The following is an 18115-nucleotide window of genomic DNA, read 5'->3' on the forward strand; positions in this document are numbered from 1 at the left end:
ATTCGTATTTATGATTTCAGTACCCGCTTCAATCTGTTTAATCCTTCTATCAACCGCTGTCGCGGACACGCAATATTGATACGGATAAACCCTTCACCAGTCTCTCCATACAGACTGCCTTCGTTCACCCAAAGTTTTTCTTTCTTCAACAAGTCTTTTACTATTTCTGCTGACGTTTGATTCAAGACCGAGCAATCCACCCAAACCAGATATGTACCTTCCAACATCATTACGGGAAATTCCGGAAGATATTCATCAAAATAACCTTTTAAATAGATGTAATTCGCAAACAAATAGATTTTAAGTTCTTCCAGCCATTCTTCGCCCTCATTGTAAGCAGCCATCAACGCCTCCACTCCGAAAGGATTCACATCACATACCTCATTTATATTAATCGCTTTATCTATTCTCACCCGTACATTTGCATCTGCAGAAATAATATTGGCTATCTGAAGCCCTGCCAGATTAAAAGCCTTGCTAGGCGAAACAAAGGTTACCGAATTCATAAGAAACTCTTCTGATATAGAAGCGAAAGGAGTATATTCATGCCCCAGAAAAACCAATTCACAATGAATTTCATCAGCAACCACAAACACATTATTCCGAATACAAATCTCACCTATCCGCCTTAACTCTTGTTTGCTCCACACTCTTCCGGCAGGATTGTGCGGATTACATAACAACAGAAGTTTGACCTTCGGGTCTGAAGCTTTCCGCTCCAAATCATCAAAGTCAATCTGATAGCCCCTGTTTCTATATACCAAAGGATTGGCAATCATCTCGCATCCGTTATTACGGATAGAGGAGAAAAAACAGTTATATACAGGTGTCTGCACCATTACTTTATCTCCGGGCAGTGTCAACGCTTTAATAACAGCAGATATTGCCGGCACAACACCGGTGGTGTAAATAATCCACTCTTTTTCTATCCGCCAGGCATGTCGTCGAACAAACCAATTTACAACTGCCTCGTAGTATACATCAGGTACACGTACATAACCGAAAATCCCATGTTCCACCCGTTTCTTCAGTGCCTCCACGACAGGGGGAGCCGTACGGAAATCCATATCAGCTACCCACATCGGCAATACATCCGCATCTTCAGCCGAATCCCATTTATAAGAATTCGTTCCTCTGCGTGGAATAATTTCATCGAAATTATACTTCATATTTCAATTAAAACAGGTTAGATCGTCCCAAAGTTTCAATTCGCAATTTGCTGGTGATTTAATATTTTCGTCCAAAATGATTGCTCCGAAACTTTCGGCAACAATACTTCCCGTACGAGGATTTTTTACGCTATGAACGGGACTTTTAATCGTTGCCTTCACACTACTGTATTCAAAAGCAAGGTCAGCATCTTCTGCCATCGTACAATTTTCCATCACCAAATCATGTGCGTAGCAAAGCGGTTGAGTCCCCGAAATCCTGCAATTTACCAAACGTAAGTTTTTAGAATGCCATCCCAGATATTCTCCGTTCAACTCGGAATCATAGACTGTTACATTTTCCGTATTCCAGAAAGCATCTTTGGAGTTGATAACTGCATTATGGATTTCTACATTCTTGCAATATTGGAACGAATAGTTCCCGTTTTGGGCATAGTTTTGTATCTTAATATTCTCACTGTGTATAAAAAGGTAATCCGCTTTATCAATCTGTACGTTCTTCAGCTCTATATTATGACAATACCAAAACGTTTCCAAAGCATTAGGCAACTGCACGTTTTCGAGTTTTATTCCGTCCATTTCACGGAACATCTTCGGTGCTTCTACCAAGGTATCTGCCATTTGCAGACTTTGAGAGTACCATAGAGCAGCACGGGCTCCCTCTGTAAAGAGACAGTTTTTCACAATGAATCCGTTGGTATGCCAAAAAGGATATTTTCCTTCAAAGCGACAGTTGATTGCTATAATATTACTACATTCTTTCAATGCAGATTCACCGGCGTGAATTGTTACATCTTCCAGTTGAAGGTCGTGGGTCGCGAACAGAGGACGTTCGCCTCCATATTCTTTATTTCTTATTTGTTCCATTAGTTTATTCTTTAATCTGTTATTTCAAAAGTTACATTTACGCCTCCTGAACCAAGGGTGGAGGCCAGTCCTGAAGGATTTGTTATACGTCCTAAACGGGTATAAGTATATGAAGTGGAAAAGGTTTCATAAAATAGGACCACACAAGTGGAACCGTAAAGCATCAAGTCACCTGTCCGAATAGTCCCGGGATTGGACGACGCTGTCGGCAAACCATTCGACAGATAATAATATTTTTCATTACCATGCAGTTCGGACATATCCACTGTCATAGGGAGTAGTCTCTTAAATGCTTTCGCTGTCTCATTATTTTCCAATGTGGCATTGAATGAAACAGGTCCGATTGTTATTTTAAGATTATTGCTCACTGGGGTATCATCGTTATTGTCGTCATTATCATCGGGATTATTGCCATTATTGTTACTGCCATTATCACCGGAACCCGAACCATTACCCGGAGTCACTTGTTGACCTGTTCCCTGTATAGGTTCATCTTCGCTACATGATGCGGAACCGACCGATAATGTCAGCATAGTAAGAATTGCTATTATATAGTATCTCATATTTATAGTATTAAAACTTATTTCTTTAGATATTCCTTAAAGAAAGATTCCAGTTTATTAAATGGAATAAGGCTCACACGATCGTAAAGATCTACGTGTCCGGCACCGGGTACTATATACAGTTCTTTAGGTTCGGCGGCCAATCGGTAAGCGTCTTCACTAAATTCACGTGAGTGGGCATTTTCACCGGTGATGAAAAGCATAGGGCGAGGTGAAATAGTCTCAATATCTTCGAAAGGATAGAAATTCATAAATTTCACATTACTTGAAAGTGTAGGATGAGTGGTGGTCATAGGAGTTGCTCCGTCGGGGGTAAATTCTCCTCTTTGTGTACGGTAGAACTCATAGAACTCCCGTTCAATCGGACTGGACTTTTCTGTCAGTTGATGTACAGTACCACCTGTATATTTAGTTTCTCCACCTAAAAATTCAGCATAACGCTGTTCTGCCGCTTCAGCCATTATTTGCTTTCTCTGTTCCAATGTCAATGAGTGTTTTAACCCATTACGGCTAGCCGTACCCATATTGTACATACTGATTGTCGCAATGGCTTTAAGGCGAGGGTCTATTTTCGCTGCACTGATAGCAAAACTTCCACTGCCGCAAATACCGATTACTCCAATTAGATTCCGGTCAACAAACGGACGGGTACCTAAAAAATCAACTGCGGCACTAAAGTCTTCCGCATAAACTTCCGGCAGAACAGCATTGCGCGGCTCGCCTTCACTCCCACCCCAAAAAGACAGGTCTATGGAGAGTGTTACAAAACCCCGTTCGGCCATTTTCGTTGCGTAAAGATTCGCGCTCTGTTCCTTGACAGCTCCCATTGGATGTCCGACAATGATTGCAGGGTATTTGTCCCCTTCTTTCATATTCTTAGGCAGAAACAAATTTCCGGCTACCTTCATTTTATACTGGTTGGAAAAAGAAACTTTCTCCACACTTACCAAATCACTTTTATAAAAGTTATCTGCATCTGTCTGTGCAGAAGAAAAACTAGTTCCAAGCATCATCATAAATACAGTTGTTAATAATAAAATCCGTTTCATATCTCTTATTTTTAATTATTAAAGAATTGATTGTCTACTTTCTACATTACAAAAATACGATGAAAGAAAGAGACCGTTTGTAGATGAATTACTGACATAATAACCCCAATTACGGATTATATTTTTTTATTATTCTGTTACAATATTGATATTAACCTGCTTCCGGATATGCACTACGCGAACCCGCAGATAAACGAATACAATACTCGCAATCAGGAAAAGCAACGAGCCGAAAACAGAATATCGTGTGCCCATTTCCGTAATAAAAGTTCCGCATATACCTGTACCAATCGTTGTTCCTAAATTGGCTGAAGTCAGAAACATTCCATTGGCAAAGTCTGGAGCTTCGGGAGCGGCATCTGTTATCATATATTGCATATTATTACTTGCTATACCCGCCAATACGCCTAAAATAAGGATGACAATTACCATAGCTCCAATCCATTCTCCAACAATGAACAGACAGATATATGAAACCAATAACGCAAAAGGCATGAGGATAATTGAACGCCTGGCGTTTATTGATAGCAGTTTTCCCGCCATCACATTACCCACAATATTTGCCAAACCATATACGAGCAACACTGCACTTATCACATTATATGAGACCTCCGTTACTTTTTTCAGGTAATCCGACATATAGCTAAAGAATCCGAACATAGCTCCATTAATCAAGGTAACAGCAATAATTGAATACCACATCGTTGTTTTCTTCAATACGCTAAGCTGTGCACCATAAGATACTTTTTCTTTTACAGGCATGGAAGGGATAAACAGAATCGTAGCAACAAAGACTAATGCGTTTACAACAGTGAAAAACAACATCGCCATGGAGAACGAAACTTCGCTGGCAATAAAACTGGTCACCGGAACGCCCAGCACCATGCCGGCGGACACACCGACAAAGACTTTAGAAACAGCCTTGGGAGCCTGTTCCTTGCTGACAGACGCCGCGGCTACCGTAAAAGCCATAGAGACATATACCGGATGCAGGAAAGCGGGAAGTATCCGTGCAATCAACAATACTGTGAAATTAGAGGTGAACATGGATATTACATTACTTATTGTAAACAATCCCAATGCCAGCAACATTACTTTCTTCCGGTTAATCCCCGAAAATAATAAAGGTGTCGCAGGGGCTGACGCAGCCACCACCAATGCGAAAACACTTACCGTCCAGCCGGCTTGAGGTACGGAAACATTAAAAGTTGTGGCTATCAAGGGCAGGATCCCCACTACTCCCATTTCGGTGTTTATAATTCCAAATACACCGACCGTAAGGATAAAGACGAGCAAACCGCCCGAATTGAGTTTTAATTTATTTTTTTGTTCCATAGTTACTATATGCTATTTATAATTCCAATCCCATTTTATAGGCGTTTTCAAGATGTACTTTATCAATCTGCCGTGCCAGTTTCTCGCATCCGGTACAACCGCCGGCACAATATAATCCCACTTCATTCCAACCTAACGCCTGATTGAGAAGACGAAAATATCGTATGGGCTGTTCGAAGGTCGTATCATTATCATCACCGGCTGTCATCAGCAATACCGAATCTTTTTGAGGATATTTATCATCGACAGAAATGGCATAAAGTCTATCAATGAACGATTTCAGCTTTGCCGTGATTGTCCAAAAGTAAAGAGGAGAAGCCATAACCACTGTATCACATTCCGCAAACAAAGGATATATATCCTGCATGTCGTCGCGAACAGTACACTGATGTGCAAGACGCTGACAAACTCCACATCCCCGGCACCCTTCTATCCGCATACTACCCAGATAAACCTTCGTCACAGAATGTCCGCGCTCTACCAATCCTTTAATGTATGCATCGGTCAGTCGGTCTGTATTGCCGCGTTTTGTGCCTGCACTCATTATTACAAGTATCTTTTTCATATTTCCCTGATGTGTTTTATCGATTAGCGAAGGAAGTGAAGTGTCTGTCGTTTCTTTACTATTCAAACACCGATAAATAGTCGTACCACCTAATAGTACGCCTCCGGTTGTTAGTAACACGCTTTTCAAAAAATGCTTTCTATCCATATTCTCTCATTTATTAATTTCCTCTGATTCATCAAGTTTTATTTAACATGGCAAAGGTCGGAAGAATATAAAGAAGCCGTTGTAGACGGATTACGGGTATGATAACCCCAATTACAGATTAGTCATTTCCCTACTATGAAAACAGAACATTTATCTGTATCTTTGTTACCGATTCCAAATACCAAAAGCCATGGATAAAGTTATAAAACTAGAGAATGTAAATCAGTATAACGAACTGTACGGACTGGAAACATTGCATCCTTTGGTTAGTGTCATCGACTTGACCAAAGCAACGAAAACAGTTAACCATATCCAGATGAACTATGGTCTTTATGCTCTTTTCCTAAAAGAGAGCAAGAGCTGTGACATTAAATACGGTCGTCAGTATTATGATTACCAAGAAGGAACCATTGTCTGTTTTGCCCCAGGTCAGACAGCCGGTGTAAGTACCATTGAAGATGAAATCAATCCGGCTGTTTATGGTATTATTTTCCATCCGGACCTGATTCGCGGCACCTCACTTGGAAAAGATATTAAGAAATATACTTTCTTCTCTTATGCAGTAAACGAGGCTTTACATCTTTCAGATCAGGAAAAGGAAATAGTCATGGATTGCCTGAAGAAAATCAGTATCGAACTTGAGCATGGTATCGATAAACATAGCAAAGCATTAATCGCCATGAATATCGAACTGTTACTGAACTACTGTATGCGTTTTTATGAACGGCAGTTTATCACCCGGAACAGTGCCAATAAAGATGCTCTTACAAAGTTTGAACAACTTCTGGATGAATATTTCCAAGATCAACTTCCCATACAAAACGGGTTACCTTCCGTGAAGTACTTTGCTGATAAAGTCTATCTCTCCCCCAACTACTTTGGTGATATGGTAAAAAAAGAAACAGGAAAAACTCCACAGGAACATATTCAGACCAAAGTAATCGAACTAGCCAAAGAACGTATTGTCGATACGAAAGAAACCGTCAGCCAGATAGCTTATTCGTTAGGATTCCAATACCCGCAACATCTCTGCAGATTATTCAAAAGACGCGTCGGATGCACGCCTAATGAATACAGAAATCAGGCTTTAGCATAAAAATATAGTCCCTCAAATAAGGGAACTGTAATATAGGTAAAACAATCCGTAATTCATATACAAACAGATTTCAAATCCTGCTGTATCTTTGCAGTGTCATAAAGAAATAAGTAAAAACATTATTTAGAAAAACTGTTTGATATGTATTTAGAAAATATTTATTCTCCTGCAGATGTTAAGAAACTGTCGGAAAAAGAGCTAAACGAATTAGGTGGAGAAATCCGTGCAGCGCTCCTGCAAAAATTAAGTGAGCATGGCGGGCATTTCGGACCTAATTTCGGAATGGTGGAAGCAACGATTGCTTTACATTATGTATTCAATTCGCCCAAAGACAAAATTGTATTTGACGTATCGCACCAGAGTTATGTACACAAGATGCTGACCGGTCGTAAAGATGCGTTCCTTCATCCGGAAAAATACGACAACGTATCAGGTTATACCGAACCGCAAGAAAGTGAACATGACTTCTTCATCATTGGACATACTTCCACTTCTGTCAGTCTGGCCAGCGGATTGGCAAAGGGACGCGACCTCACAGGCGGCAATGAAAATATCATAGCTGTCATAGGCGACGGCTCCTTAAGCGGAGGGGAAGCTTTCGAAGGACTGGATTATGCAGCAGAGCTTGGCACCAACATGATTATTATCGTCAATGATAACCAAATGTCTATCGCTGAAAATCATGGAGGTCTATACAGGAATCTGAAAGAATTGCGTGACAGTAACGGTCAGTGCGAATGTAACTTCTTCAAGGCGATGGGACTGGACTATATATATGTAAATGACGGTAACGATGTACAGGCGTTGATTGAAGCATTCTCCAAAGTGAAAGATATTCAGCATCCGATAGTAGTACACATCAACACTTTGAAAGGTAAAGGTTATGCATGTGCCGAACAAGATAAAGAGACTTATCACTGGCGCACTCCATTCAATCCGGAAACCGGAGAAGCAAAAGTCAGTTATGAGGAAGAAGATTACAGCGAAGTAACTGCTCAATGTCTGCTGAAAAAGATGAAAGAAGATTCTCGTGTGGTGACAATCACTTCGGGTACTCCTGCCGTTCTCGGATTCACTCCGGACCGCCGCAAGGAAGCTGGCAAACAGTTTGTAGATGTCGGCATTGCAGAAGAACACGCAGTAGCTCTTGCTTCGGGCATCGCAGCCAATGGCGGAAAACCTGTTTACGGAGTGTATAGTACATTTATCCAACGTTCATACGATCAACTTTCGCAAGACCTCTGTATCAATAATAACCCGGCTGTTTTGTTGGTATTCTGGGGAACACTGTCCGGAATGAATGATGTAACTCACCTCTGCTTCTTCGATATTCCGCTCATCAGCAATATTCCTAATATGGTTTATCTGGCACCGACTTGCAAAGAGGAATATCTTGCTATGCTAGAATGGAGTATCCGCCAAAATGAATACCCGGTTGCTATCCGTGTACCGGCAACAGATGTAATTACTTGTGGGGAACCGGTGGAGACTGATTATAGTGTTCTCAATCGCTATAACGTGACGCATCGTGGAGCGAAAGTAGCCATTCTTGCTTTAGGTTCGTTCTATGGATTGGGACAGTCGGTTGCATCACTTCTGAAAGAAAAAGCCAATATTGACGCAACACTCATTAATCCGCGTTACATCACCGGTGTAGACAACGAACTGATGGATGAACTGAAAGCAGATCACGAATTAGTGATTACGTTGGAAGACGGTGTATTGGATGGCGGTTTCGGTGAAAAGATTGCCCGTTATTATGGTGCTACAAACATGAAAGTTCTGAACTTTGGAGCTAAAAAAGAATTTGTTGACCGATATGATATACAGGAGTTTCTCCGTGCCAATCATCTGACGGATGAACAGATTGTAGAAGATATCACAGCAGTGATCGGTTAAAATCAGACCCATTCACTATATATTCAGGTAGGTTGATGTATACGGTCTTTAAGGACAGTTGAGTTGCATCAACCTACTTCCATTTTTATTCAAATCAGCCAACTTATTATTTAGATTCATTATATTCACTATTCAGTTCAGTAATTCCCCATTCAGTTCAGCAATCCTTTCCGTTCAAATCAATAATCCTTTCCGATAATTCAACGGAGTCTGTCCCGCATTTCTTTTAAAGAACTTACAAAAACCGGCTGCATCACTAAACCCCAGTTTAGCAGCAATCTCGCCAACCGTAAATTTGGTAGAACTCAATAAAGTACGCGCTTCCATTACTAACAATTCATTAATAAGGCTATTGATAGTCTTACCTGTTCCAAGACGTACAATGCGTGCCAGGTACTGTTCACTAATAGCCAGTTTATCCGCATAAAAGCTCACGAAATGTTCTTCCCTGAAATTACGGGTAACGAGTGCATGAAATTCTTGCAGAACGTGATCTTTACGACTGATCTCTTTTTTGATAACGGTCTTTCGGGAAAGAAAATCTGCTATATCCAAAAACAGAGAATTGCACGCTGCCTGTATACGCCGGAAAAGGAAATGATGTTCAATATTCATCAGATGCATCAATACTTCCAGCTCCTTATGGATGATTTGAGCTTCATACTCTGTCAACTGAATCGTATATTGCTTATTCCGCCTCATGGTTGCCAACAGGATTGCCGTGATTTGTGTCAGATATGAATCGTCCGTCCGCATAGATTCGGAAAGGGCGAGAGTGATAAATTTAATATCCCGGCTTGAATAAAGATGTTCCGTGAGATAATTTGCTCCGTGAATAAGTAACATATTCGGTTCTATCGCAATAAACTCTCCATTCAGTAGAATTTCCGAACGGCCTTCAAGAACGAATATCATATAAAGCTCCCGATTGAAATAACATTCATTTGCCGGATAACTTCTATCTTTATATTCACTCCGGAAACAGACTACCTCCTCTTTATAATGAGGAAGTTCAGGATGCTCCTTCAATAGTTGCGTATTATCAAATATACGAGATTTTACCATTTACACCTTTATTTTATGACGTAAAAATACGATTTGTTTCGGATATGACAAAAACTGTATGGAATTAGATAATCTATTTCAGAGTAAAAAACAAGACCTTTGCATATCCTTTTCAATACATGAAAAAGGAATCAATAGAAAGAGGTTAAAAAGACATGGAAATGAAAGAGATTTTTAAGAGGTATTTAGTGTTTGTTATCGGACTCTATTTTTTAGCGGCAGGTATCGTGTTGATTATACGCTCGGCATTGGGAACTACTCCCATATCGAGCATCAATTATGTATTAAGCCTGAATAGTCCTTTATCGTTGGGTACTTGCACATTTATCATCAACATGGTGCTTATCCTGGGACAGTTCTGGTTAATCCGAAAGAATAGAACCCGACAGGATATTATTGAAATTCTTCTTCAACTACCGTTCTCTTTTATCTTTTCGGCATTCATTGATTTCAATATGATGCTGACAAGCGAACTGCATCCCGCTAATTATGGTATGTCGATTGCTTTATTACTTACAGGATGCATGGTGCAGTCTATCGGAGTAGTGCTTGAACTGAAACCAAAAGTAGCCATGATGAGCGCAGAAGCATTTGTGAAATATGCATCCCGCCATTATAACAAGGAATTTGGAAAGTTCAAAGTTTATTTTGATATTACTTTGGTTACATTAGCCGTGATTCTCTCGCTGCTGCTGACTCAAGGTATTCAGGGAGTACGAGAAGGATCACTCATTGCCGCTTGTATAACGGGGTATATCGTCAGCTTCCTGAATCAGAAGATAATGACTAGAAAAACCCTCCATAGATTACTGCCGGTCTGGAAGTAAGCCCTATATCTATTTAAAATAAACGCCTTATAAAAGGAGTCATATAAAAAGGTCAATATAAGAAAATCACTATAAAAGAAAGTCGCTTCTCTGTTAGAATCTGATTGATTCTTTCAAAGAAGCGACTCTTTATTTTAGATATAATTATACTCGTATTTACTTCTTCTGACTATCTATCTCTTTCAGAAGTTCATCCACAGCCACCTTTAGTTGGGTATCCTCTCCTTTGACTACTGTTTCCGGATTATTGGCAACCTTTACATCCGGTTCCAATTGGGTATTTTCCAAATAACTGCCGTCAGGCAAACGATAACCGACGATAGGAATACCAAAGACCAGTGAAGGATCTTGTAAAGTTTCCCAAGACACACTTGTCATAGTACCCGGAACAGGCATACCGACAAGTTTGCCAATCTTTTGATGTTTATATACCCACGGAGTTCCGTGTGCATTCGAGTAGTTGGCCTCACATTGCAGCATAATGGAAGGTTTGTTCCAACGACGACTCGGCATATCACAGGCTTCACGTCCGCGTACCACCTGTGTGAAGTATTTCTGACCGCTGAACAGTATTTCAATATCTTCATGCAGACGGCCACCACCGTTGAAACGGGTATCAATCACAATGCCTTCGCAGTTGTTATATTTTCCCAGAATGTCCGAGTATACAGTACGGAAGCTGTCATCTCCCATCGACTGAATATGAACATATCCCAAACGTCCTTTCGACCATTTTTCAACATCTGCCGCACGTTGTTTTACCCAACGTTTGTATAACAATCCATTCAGTTGCCCGTTGGTGACCGGCATCACCACTTCTTCCCAACGCTCTTTATTTTGTGGATTGTAGATTGAAATCAATGTTTTCTTCCCTGCTTTATTATTCAGCAAGCAGGTTATGTCATTATCGAGAGTTATCTCTTCTCCATTAATCTTTTCAATGATGCAACCAGCCTTTACTTTGGTACGTGAATGATCGAACGGACCTTTTTCTATTATTTCAGCAATCTGCATTCCTTTTCCCTGATAATTCCAGTCGAACAAGAGTCCGAGATTAGAAGTGACATCTCCTTTTCCTTTGGGAGAATAACGTCCTCCGGTATGTGAAACATTCAGCTCACCCAACCACTCACTCAATAATTCTGCAAAGTCATAATTGTTATCAATATGAGGCAAGAACTTACGATAAGCATTAGTCATAGCATCCCAGTCAACCCCGTGCATATTGACATTGTAGAAGCGTTTTTGATGCTGTTTGTACACATGGTCAAACATCGTTTCACGTTCGGCAGCCAAATCCATTTTCATTTCAGCCTGATAGCTGATGGACTTCAACGCATCCGACTTGGCATCCATCTTTTGCATAATCCGGCTTCCCAACAAAAAGATATCTCCTTTTTTGTCCAACATCAACGATGCCCAACCGGTATTGAGTTTGTGCAGACGCTTCGTATCTTTTTCACGGAGATTCATTTTCCAAAGGTCATATCCACCTTCGAACGCGGAGAAATAGTAAAGATCTTCCCCGTCTTTTGAAAGTATGGCACTACCCAAGTCGGAAGAATTGGGAGTCAAACGTACGATACGGTCTTCAATGCCGTTCAGCTCGACAAGTATCTCTTTTTGATCTGCCTTATCATCAGCAGACTCATCCTGATTACTGTCTTTGCTGCTATCTACTTTGCTCTTTTCCTTGTCGGCCTTGCTTTTATCAGTCTTTCCCTTGTTAGCATTTCCTTTATCTGCTTTTTCCGCCTTAGACTTCTTTCCGTCTTTCGTCTTCTCATCGTCTTTCTCCTTTGCCTTCTTCTGTTCCTTTTCAAATTCCTTGAGTAATTCGAAATCTTCCTTACTCAAACGGTAACGATCATAAGCATCCTGATTGAGAAACACCAACATCACATCTTGCTGCGATCCCCAGGAAGCGTGCGCACGCATACCATAGCGCTCGGTTTGGAAAAGAATAGCATTCCCATCGAGTACCCAACGCGGAGCACCACTGATATATCCACTATTTGTCAGATTAGTAATTGCACCTCCCTGTGCGCTGACAATGCCTACATCCGAATAAGGATCGTGGCGGTTGCCTATAAATTCAAGAGTGAACCATTTACCGTCAGGCGACCATTCGTAATCGAATCCACCTCCGGTGTTATACCATGTAGAACCATCCGTTACCTGACGTACCTTTTTTGTTTTCAAATTGAGTACCATCAAACGATTACGGTCTTCGATAAAAGCCAATTCTTTACCGTCCGGTGAATATTGCGGATAAGTACGTTCTACCGTTTTAGACGGTAATAATACTTCCTCTTCAATAAGAGTGGCATTAGGGAAATTCGGGTCTTCCTTACGACTTATTTTGGCGGTATAAAGTTGCCAGTTACCGGTTCGCTCGCTGGCATAAACCAGTGTCCGGTTGTCCGGAGCAAAAGAAACGGCAGCTTCTTTTGCCGGAGTATTTGTGATTTGCTTGGTGGTAGCATAATCAGTTGAAGTCACAAACACATCACCACGTACAATAAAAGCAATTTGTTTACCGTCCGGAGATACAGAAGCGGAAGTTGCTCCCTGCGAGAATTTAAGTGTAGCAAGCTGCTGTTCATCATCACGAACAAGTTCTACTTTTACTTTTTCCGGACGTGCACCAGACTTCTGTGTGTATAACTCACCATCATAGGTATAACATAAGGTACCTTTATCGCTGACAGACAAAAAACGTACCGGGTGAGTTTTGAAAGTAGTCACAGCTTTCACTTCCTGTGGGGTATTCAAAGGGAAAGTATACACATTGAAGGAACCTCCATCACGCTCACTTAAAAAATAGACAGCATTAGCATCAGGTGCATACACAGGATTACGGTCCTCTCCTCCCCGGTTTGTCAGGTTCGTATGTTTTCCCGTTTGGGTATTATATAACCAGATATCTCTTGTAATGGAAGAAGTATGATGCTTTCTCCATTCATCTTCAAACCCTTTACGATCCTGATAAAGAAAGTTCTTCCCTGTTTTATCAAAACAGACCAGTTCGGCAGGAGTGCCCAGCACTTGCTCGGTACGTCCGCCGGCAACAGGAACTTTATATAATTCCGTCATCGCTCCTGTAGGAAACAGGGCACTGCTTGCCGGATCCTGTATAGAGGCAGAGAAAAAGACATACTTTCCATCCGGAGTAAAAGCCGACGGTATTTCTGATGCAGAATGATAGGTCAGTCGCCGGGCGGCACCTCCGTCAGCAGGCATAATGAATAAGTCAAAATTTCCATTCCGGTCACTGGCAAACGCAATTTGCTTGCCATCGGGCGACCAAACCGGATTGGCTTCATAAGAGGTTTGTGTGGTGAGTTGAACAGCTGTTCCTCCTTGTGCAGGGACTTTATAAATGTCACCCTTGTAACAAAAAACAATTTCTGATCCATCCGGTGATATACGTGCATCACGCATCCACAAAGGAGTAATTGCATAGCTGGATAATGCTGATAGTACCAGCGCTAAAGAAGTTATTAGTTTCCTCATATCAAATTATTATAAATTTATTCCGATAAATCGGTTTGAATTAGTTTTCCCGTGTAATTATAAAATGTGCTGTCACCAAAGTCCTTGTAAAAGAAGGCATATTTATCCACTCCCGTACAATGACAAACGCCAATCTGTCGGGGAAGATATTCCTGTAAATAATCTGCAATGACCTGATATTTTTGTTTTTCCGCATTATGGATATGAAAACCTCCCAGAAGTAACTTACAAGGAGATTCGGGAAAGGCAGCCTGAACCGTACGCAAAATATTGGTTATTCCCCGATGAGAACAGGCACTTAATACGGAAAATCCTTCTGGTTCCACCAATACCACCGCCAATTCATCCTGAAAAGTATCCGGTATTTTGCATCCATCTTCTTGCTGAACCCAAAAACGTTCAAAATGGGTATCTGCCTGATTTATAATATCAATAGAGGGAAAAAGGAAAACTCCGGGAAGCAGTTCGGTCTGCTTTGTAATAAAGCGGAAACGGGAACGATCGAGGTTTTGTGTATGCATCATCCCGTTCTCACGTTCATCCTTGAATTTAGGAGAAAAAATCTCACGCTTACAGACAACGGTTGCCTGCGTATTCAATTCCAAAAAATAACGTAGTCCGCCCGTATGATCGCTATGACCATGAGATAATATCAAATAATCGACTTTTTGCAAGTCAATATGCAACAAGCGGGCGTTACGGATAAACAAGTCGGATGCTCCCGTATCGAAAAGTAACCGATGTCCCGATGTCTCAATATAAAGAGAAAGACCATGCTCTGCCTGCAATTTACGTCCATAGACACAATTCTCCACAAGAGTCGTTATTTTATAGCCCATGACACTTAGTTAGTTATCAAACGAATTAGACAAAATAAAAAGTTCTGCCACAAAATTATAATAATTCTGTGGCAGAACAAGCAATCCAGTCAATTAAGTAATCGTAAAAAGGGGAAAAAGGTGAGGGTAGTGAGGGAGGAATTGCAACCTTTTATTTTTATATTTTATTTTTTCCTATCTATATTTTCTCTAAAAAAAAACACGAATGTTAGAAATCCTCCCTCACTACCCTCACCTTTTCCCCTCTTCTTGTAAAAAAAAGACGGCGGAAAATCTGGAAAACATAACCGTCTTTTCCAGATTTCCCGTCAGGTTTTAAAAGTTAAGTTCGAAACTATATCTCAAATATTCGAACAATCCATTTTATCATATTCTTTATGAATATCTTTAATATGGAAAACAAACAGTTACACCATCTTTCCCATATTATATGCTTCCTGCATGTAGGGAGTATCTTTAATCTCTCCTACTTTCCATGCACCGATTCCATAGACCGTCCCTTTTTCCTGTGGTCCTTCCAAGCAATCGAGGAAGCCACGGAAGCCGTCGATAGTACGCTCCATCATTGCTTTATCGTTTTCTGCTGCCGCAATAATGAAATAAAATTCCTTATTGGTTATTTCCGTATAACGTGCGCAACAACGGTCAATCATTATCTTCATCTGCCCGCACATGGTGTAAAAATAGACCGGGGTTGCCATTACAATCACATCGGCAGCAATCATCTTCTCCACGATTTCCACTGCATCATCCTTCTGCGGACAAGGTTTACCGTACATACTGCAAACACTGCATCCCGTACAAGGATGAACCGTTTTGTCTTTCAGAAAAATCTTCTCTACTTCATTGCCCGCCTCAATAGCACCTTTCATAAATTCATCACAAAGCAAATCCGAATTACCACCTTTACGTGGACTGGACGAAATTATCAAAACTTTTTTAGCCATAACTTTCTTTTATTACTTTTTATTTTCAGAATTAATCAGTCTTTTCACTCTGCAAAAATAGACAATTTATAACATAGCGAATGTATATAAATTACAGAGAAATATACCCAGATTACAGATTCAAACATAACAAAAGATTTTTTCTACCAATATTTAATTTATATCTTTGTCCACAATACGAACAACATGATACAATGAAAAAAATACAACTGACCGACACACATAAAGAAAAGCTGTTTCAAATCCCCCTTTTCCGGAATTTGCCCTTAAACATTAAAGAATCCCTATTGGAGAAACTAGATTTCGTAGTCTATATAGCAAACAAGAAAGAGATAGTTGTTACGCAGGGAACGCCTTGCAACAAACTGTATGTGTTGTTGGAAGGGAAATTGCGCACGGATATTATCGACGGACTGGGAAATGAAGTGATGATTGAATATATCATTGCGCCACGCACTTTTGCCACTCCACATCTTTTTAGCTCGGACAACACATTGCCGGCTACTTTCACTGCCCTTGAGGACAGTGTGATACTTATGGCAACAAAGGATTCTACCTTTAAAGTTATCAGCCAGGACCCGCAAGTATTGCACAATTTTCTCTGCATTGCAGGCAATTGCAATATCTGTACCGTATCACGTCTGAAACCACTCTCCCGCAAGACTGTCCGGGAAAGATTTATCGTTTATCTGTTCGAGCACAAGAAGAAAGATTCCCTGATAGTGGAGATTACACATACGCAATCCCAACTTGCCGAATACCTGAATGTATCACGTCCCGCCTTATCGAAAGAAATTAATAAGATTATCAAGGAAGGGCTTATCACTATGGAAGGGAAACGGGTGGAAATTTTGAATAAGGCCGCTTTAGAGAAATTCATATAATAAAGAAACAGGGGCAGGGTTGAAACTAAGGAATAATTTAGCTCTTATATCGAAAACAAGTTAAATATATAAATGAGCCGAAGAGAAATAAAACTGTTTTTGCTATATTTGCAATCAGAAAGAAAAGCAAAAAAATATGACAGATGAACAATTAGGGCAAATGAAGCTTATCTTCAATTACAACGATGTATTCTACAGCTTCTTCTATGATGACCTCAGCGGCTGCGTACATCGCTCCCGCGAATATGCCATCAATTACGTCTATTCGGGTGAGATGATTCTCGACAATGGCAATGAGCAAATTCATGTCGGAAAAGGCGAATGCGTCTTCATACCGCGCGACCATCACATTACGATGTACAAGAAGACGAAAGATGGTGAACGCTACTGCGGTATCTTCCTGATGTTCACACGTCGTTTCTTACGTGAAATGTACGGTAAGTTGGAACAACGTAAAGTACCGACCAATACCGCGAAACTCAATTCCGGAGTGATAAAACTTCCGAAAACGGCCGAACTCGCCAGTCTGTTCGCTTCGATGACGCCCTACTTCGATCCGAAGGTGAAACCTGCGGATGACCTGATGCAACTGAAATTGCAGGAAGGTCTGCTCGCATTATTACATATCGACAAAAAGTTCGCGCCGACGCTTTTCGACTTCAATGAACCGTGGAAAATAGATATTCTGGAATTTATGAACGAGAACTACATGTACGAGCTCACGATGGAAGAGATGGCACACTACACGGGACGCAGCCTTGCCACATTCAAACGGGATTTCAAGAAAATCAGCGACCTCACTCCCGAAAAATGGCTTATCCGTAAACGACTCGAAGTAGCTTACGCCCTGATGAAAGAGGGCGGCAAAAAGGTCGTGGATGTTTATGCCGAAGTCGGTTTCAAGAACCCGTCTCACTTCTCAACCGCCTTCAAAAAACAGTACGGTATGCCGCCGACCGCCACATTCGTGTAAATCGGAGCAAAATATATTGAGTTTTTTAATTAAATTATTTAAGCCTCACTGCGACATCGCAGTGAGGCTTAAATATCAACTTACAGCTTGTTCCTTACAGTAACCTTACGGTAAGGGCAGCCCTGATAATTTACCGGAAAATATAGAGCATACAATCTTCATAGCAATGTGTATGCTGATGCCATATTGTCCACCGCCAAACTTGATTATCATAAATTCAGAACTACTTTTCCAGCCATTTGCATGGAGCTTTTAAGAAAATAGATAGTTGAGCTTTTGAGTAACTCCTTTTGAGCCCGACAATAATGTGCCGCTTATTTTATAGCCGTACCTTTGCAATATGAAATAGAACAATAACCATTTAAATAATAGAA

General features: G+C 40.7%; 15 protein-coding genes. 5 read left to right on the top strand and 10 right to left on the bottom strand.

The genetic code is table 11. From position 1 onward, the window contains the following. Positions 1-8 precede the first annotated feature (8 nt). From KQP79_RS15515 to KQP79_RS15540, 6 genes are all read right to left on the bottom strand, one after another. Entirely contained in the window at positions 9-1169 is a 1161-nt protein-coding gene (locus KQP79_RS15515; RefSeq protein ID WP_004304046.1) for a MalY/PatB family protein, read from the bottom strand. 3 nt (positions 1170-1172) lie between these two features. Continuing rightward, positions 1173-2036: a DUF3737 family protein gene (locus tag KQP79_RS15520; RefSeq protein ID WP_022199478.1), complete on the bottom strand. Its 864-nt coding sequence runs from the start codon at positions 2034-2036 to the stop codon at positions 1173-1175. An 11-nt stretch (positions 2037-2047) separates the two neighbouring features. Next, positions 2048-2599 (bottom strand): cyclophilin-like fold protein, encoded by a 552-nt coding sequence (locus KQP79_RS15525; protein ID WP_249363212.1) that lies wholly within the window; start codon positions 2597-2599, stop codon positions 2048-2050. A 17-nt stretch (positions 2600-2616) separates the two neighbouring features. Further along, positions 2617-3648, bottom strand: coding sequence for an alpha/beta hydrolase (locus tag KQP79_RS15530; RefSeq protein ID WP_004326669.1), 1032 nt, complete (start codon positions 3646-3648; stop codon positions 2617-2619). A 129-nt stretch (positions 3649-3777) separates the two neighbouring features. Next, complete coding sequence (locus KQP79_RS15535; RefSeq protein ID WP_022199480.1) at positions 3778-4983, bottom strand: MFS transporter; 1206 nt, start codon at positions 4981-4983, stop codon at positions 3778-3780. 16 nt (positions 4984-4999) lie between these two features. After that, on the bottom strand, positions 5000-5695 hold the full coding sequence (locus tag KQP79_RS15540; protein WP_004309708.1) for a flavodoxin family protein: 696 nt from the start codon (positions 5693-5695) through the stop codon (positions 5000-5002). A 190-nt stretch (positions 5696-5885) separates the two neighbouring features. Here KQP79_RS15540 and KQP79_RS15545 point away from each other — a divergent pair, with 190 nt between their 5' ends. Together KQP79_RS15545 and KQP79_RS15550 are read left to right on the top strand one after the other, a co-directional pair. Beyond that, positions 5886-6791 carry a helix-turn-helix domain-containing protein gene (locus KQP79_RS15545; RefSeq protein WP_022199481.1) on the top strand — a complete coding sequence of 302 codons (906 nt, stop codon included), beginning with the start codon at positions 5886-5888 and terminating at the stop codon, positions 6789-6791. Between the two features lie 141 nt (positions 6792-6932). Next, positions 6933-8690: a 1-deoxy-D-xylulose-5-phosphate synthase gene (locus KQP79_RS15550; protein WP_022199482.1), complete on the top strand. Its 1758-nt coding sequence runs from the start codon at positions 6933-6935 to the stop codon at positions 8688-8690. Positions 8691-8864: 174 nt separating this feature from the next. Here the strand turns inward: KQP79_RS15550 and KQP79_RS15555 are convergent, their stop codons facing one another. Next, positions 8865-9755, bottom strand: coding sequence for a helix-turn-helix domain-containing protein (locus KQP79_RS15555; RefSeq protein ID WP_004304051.1), 891 nt, complete (start codon positions 9753-9755; stop codon positions 8865-8867). A gap of 155 nt (positions 9756-9910) precedes the next feature. Between KQP79_RS15555 and KQP79_RS15560 the strand changes: the two genes are divergently transcribed. Beyond that, positions 9911-10582 (top strand): YczE/YyaS/YitT family protein, encoded by a 672-nt coding sequence (locus KQP79_RS15560; RefSeq protein ID WP_004297076.1) that lies wholly within the window; start codon positions 9911-9913, stop codon positions 10580-10582. A 156-nt stretch (positions 10583-10738) separates the two neighbouring features. Here the strand turns inward: KQP79_RS15560 and KQP79_RS15565 are convergent, their stop codons facing one another. The 3 genes from KQP79_RS15565 to KQP79_RS15575 all read right to left on the bottom strand — a co-directional run bounded on the left by KQP79_RS15565 (position 10739) and on the right by KQP79_RS15575 (position 15884). After that, positions 10739-14098, bottom strand: a complete 3360-nt coding sequence (locus tag KQP79_RS15565) for a S41 family peptidase (protein ID WP_061448635.1) — start codon at positions 14096-14098, stop codon at positions 10739-10741. A 17-nt stretch (positions 14099-14115) separates the two neighbouring features. Next, entirely contained in the window at positions 14116-14937 is an 822-nt protein-coding gene (locus KQP79_RS15570) for an MBL fold metallo-hydrolase (protein WP_022199484.1), read from the bottom strand. A 407-nt stretch (positions 14938-15344) separates the two neighbouring features. After that, positions 15345-15884: a flavodoxin family protein gene (locus KQP79_RS15575; RefSeq protein WP_138343473.1), complete on the bottom strand. Its 540-nt coding sequence runs from the start codon at positions 15882-15884 to the stop codon at positions 15345-15347. A 194-nt stretch (positions 15885-16078) separates the two neighbouring features. Here KQP79_RS15575 and KQP79_RS15580 point away from each other — a divergent pair, with 194 nt between their 5' ends. Further along, positions 16079-16768 (top strand): Crp/Fnr family transcriptional regulator, encoded by a 690-nt coding sequence (locus KQP79_RS15580; RefSeq protein WP_004304055.1) that lies wholly within the window; start codon positions 16079-16081, stop codon positions 16766-16768. A gap of 136 nt (positions 16769-16904) precedes the next feature. Next, positions 16905-17741 (top strand): AraC family transcriptional regulator, encoded by an 837-nt coding sequence (locus KQP79_RS15585; RefSeq protein WP_004304056.1) that lies wholly within the window; start codon positions 16905-16907, stop codon positions 17739-17741. Positions 17742-18115: the final 374 nt, after the last annotated feature.

The organism is Bacteroides sp. DH3716P, assembly GCF_025914115.1.
GTDB lineage: Bacteria > Bacteroidota > Bacteroidia > Bacteroidales > Bacteroidaceae > Bacteroides > Bacteroides ovatus.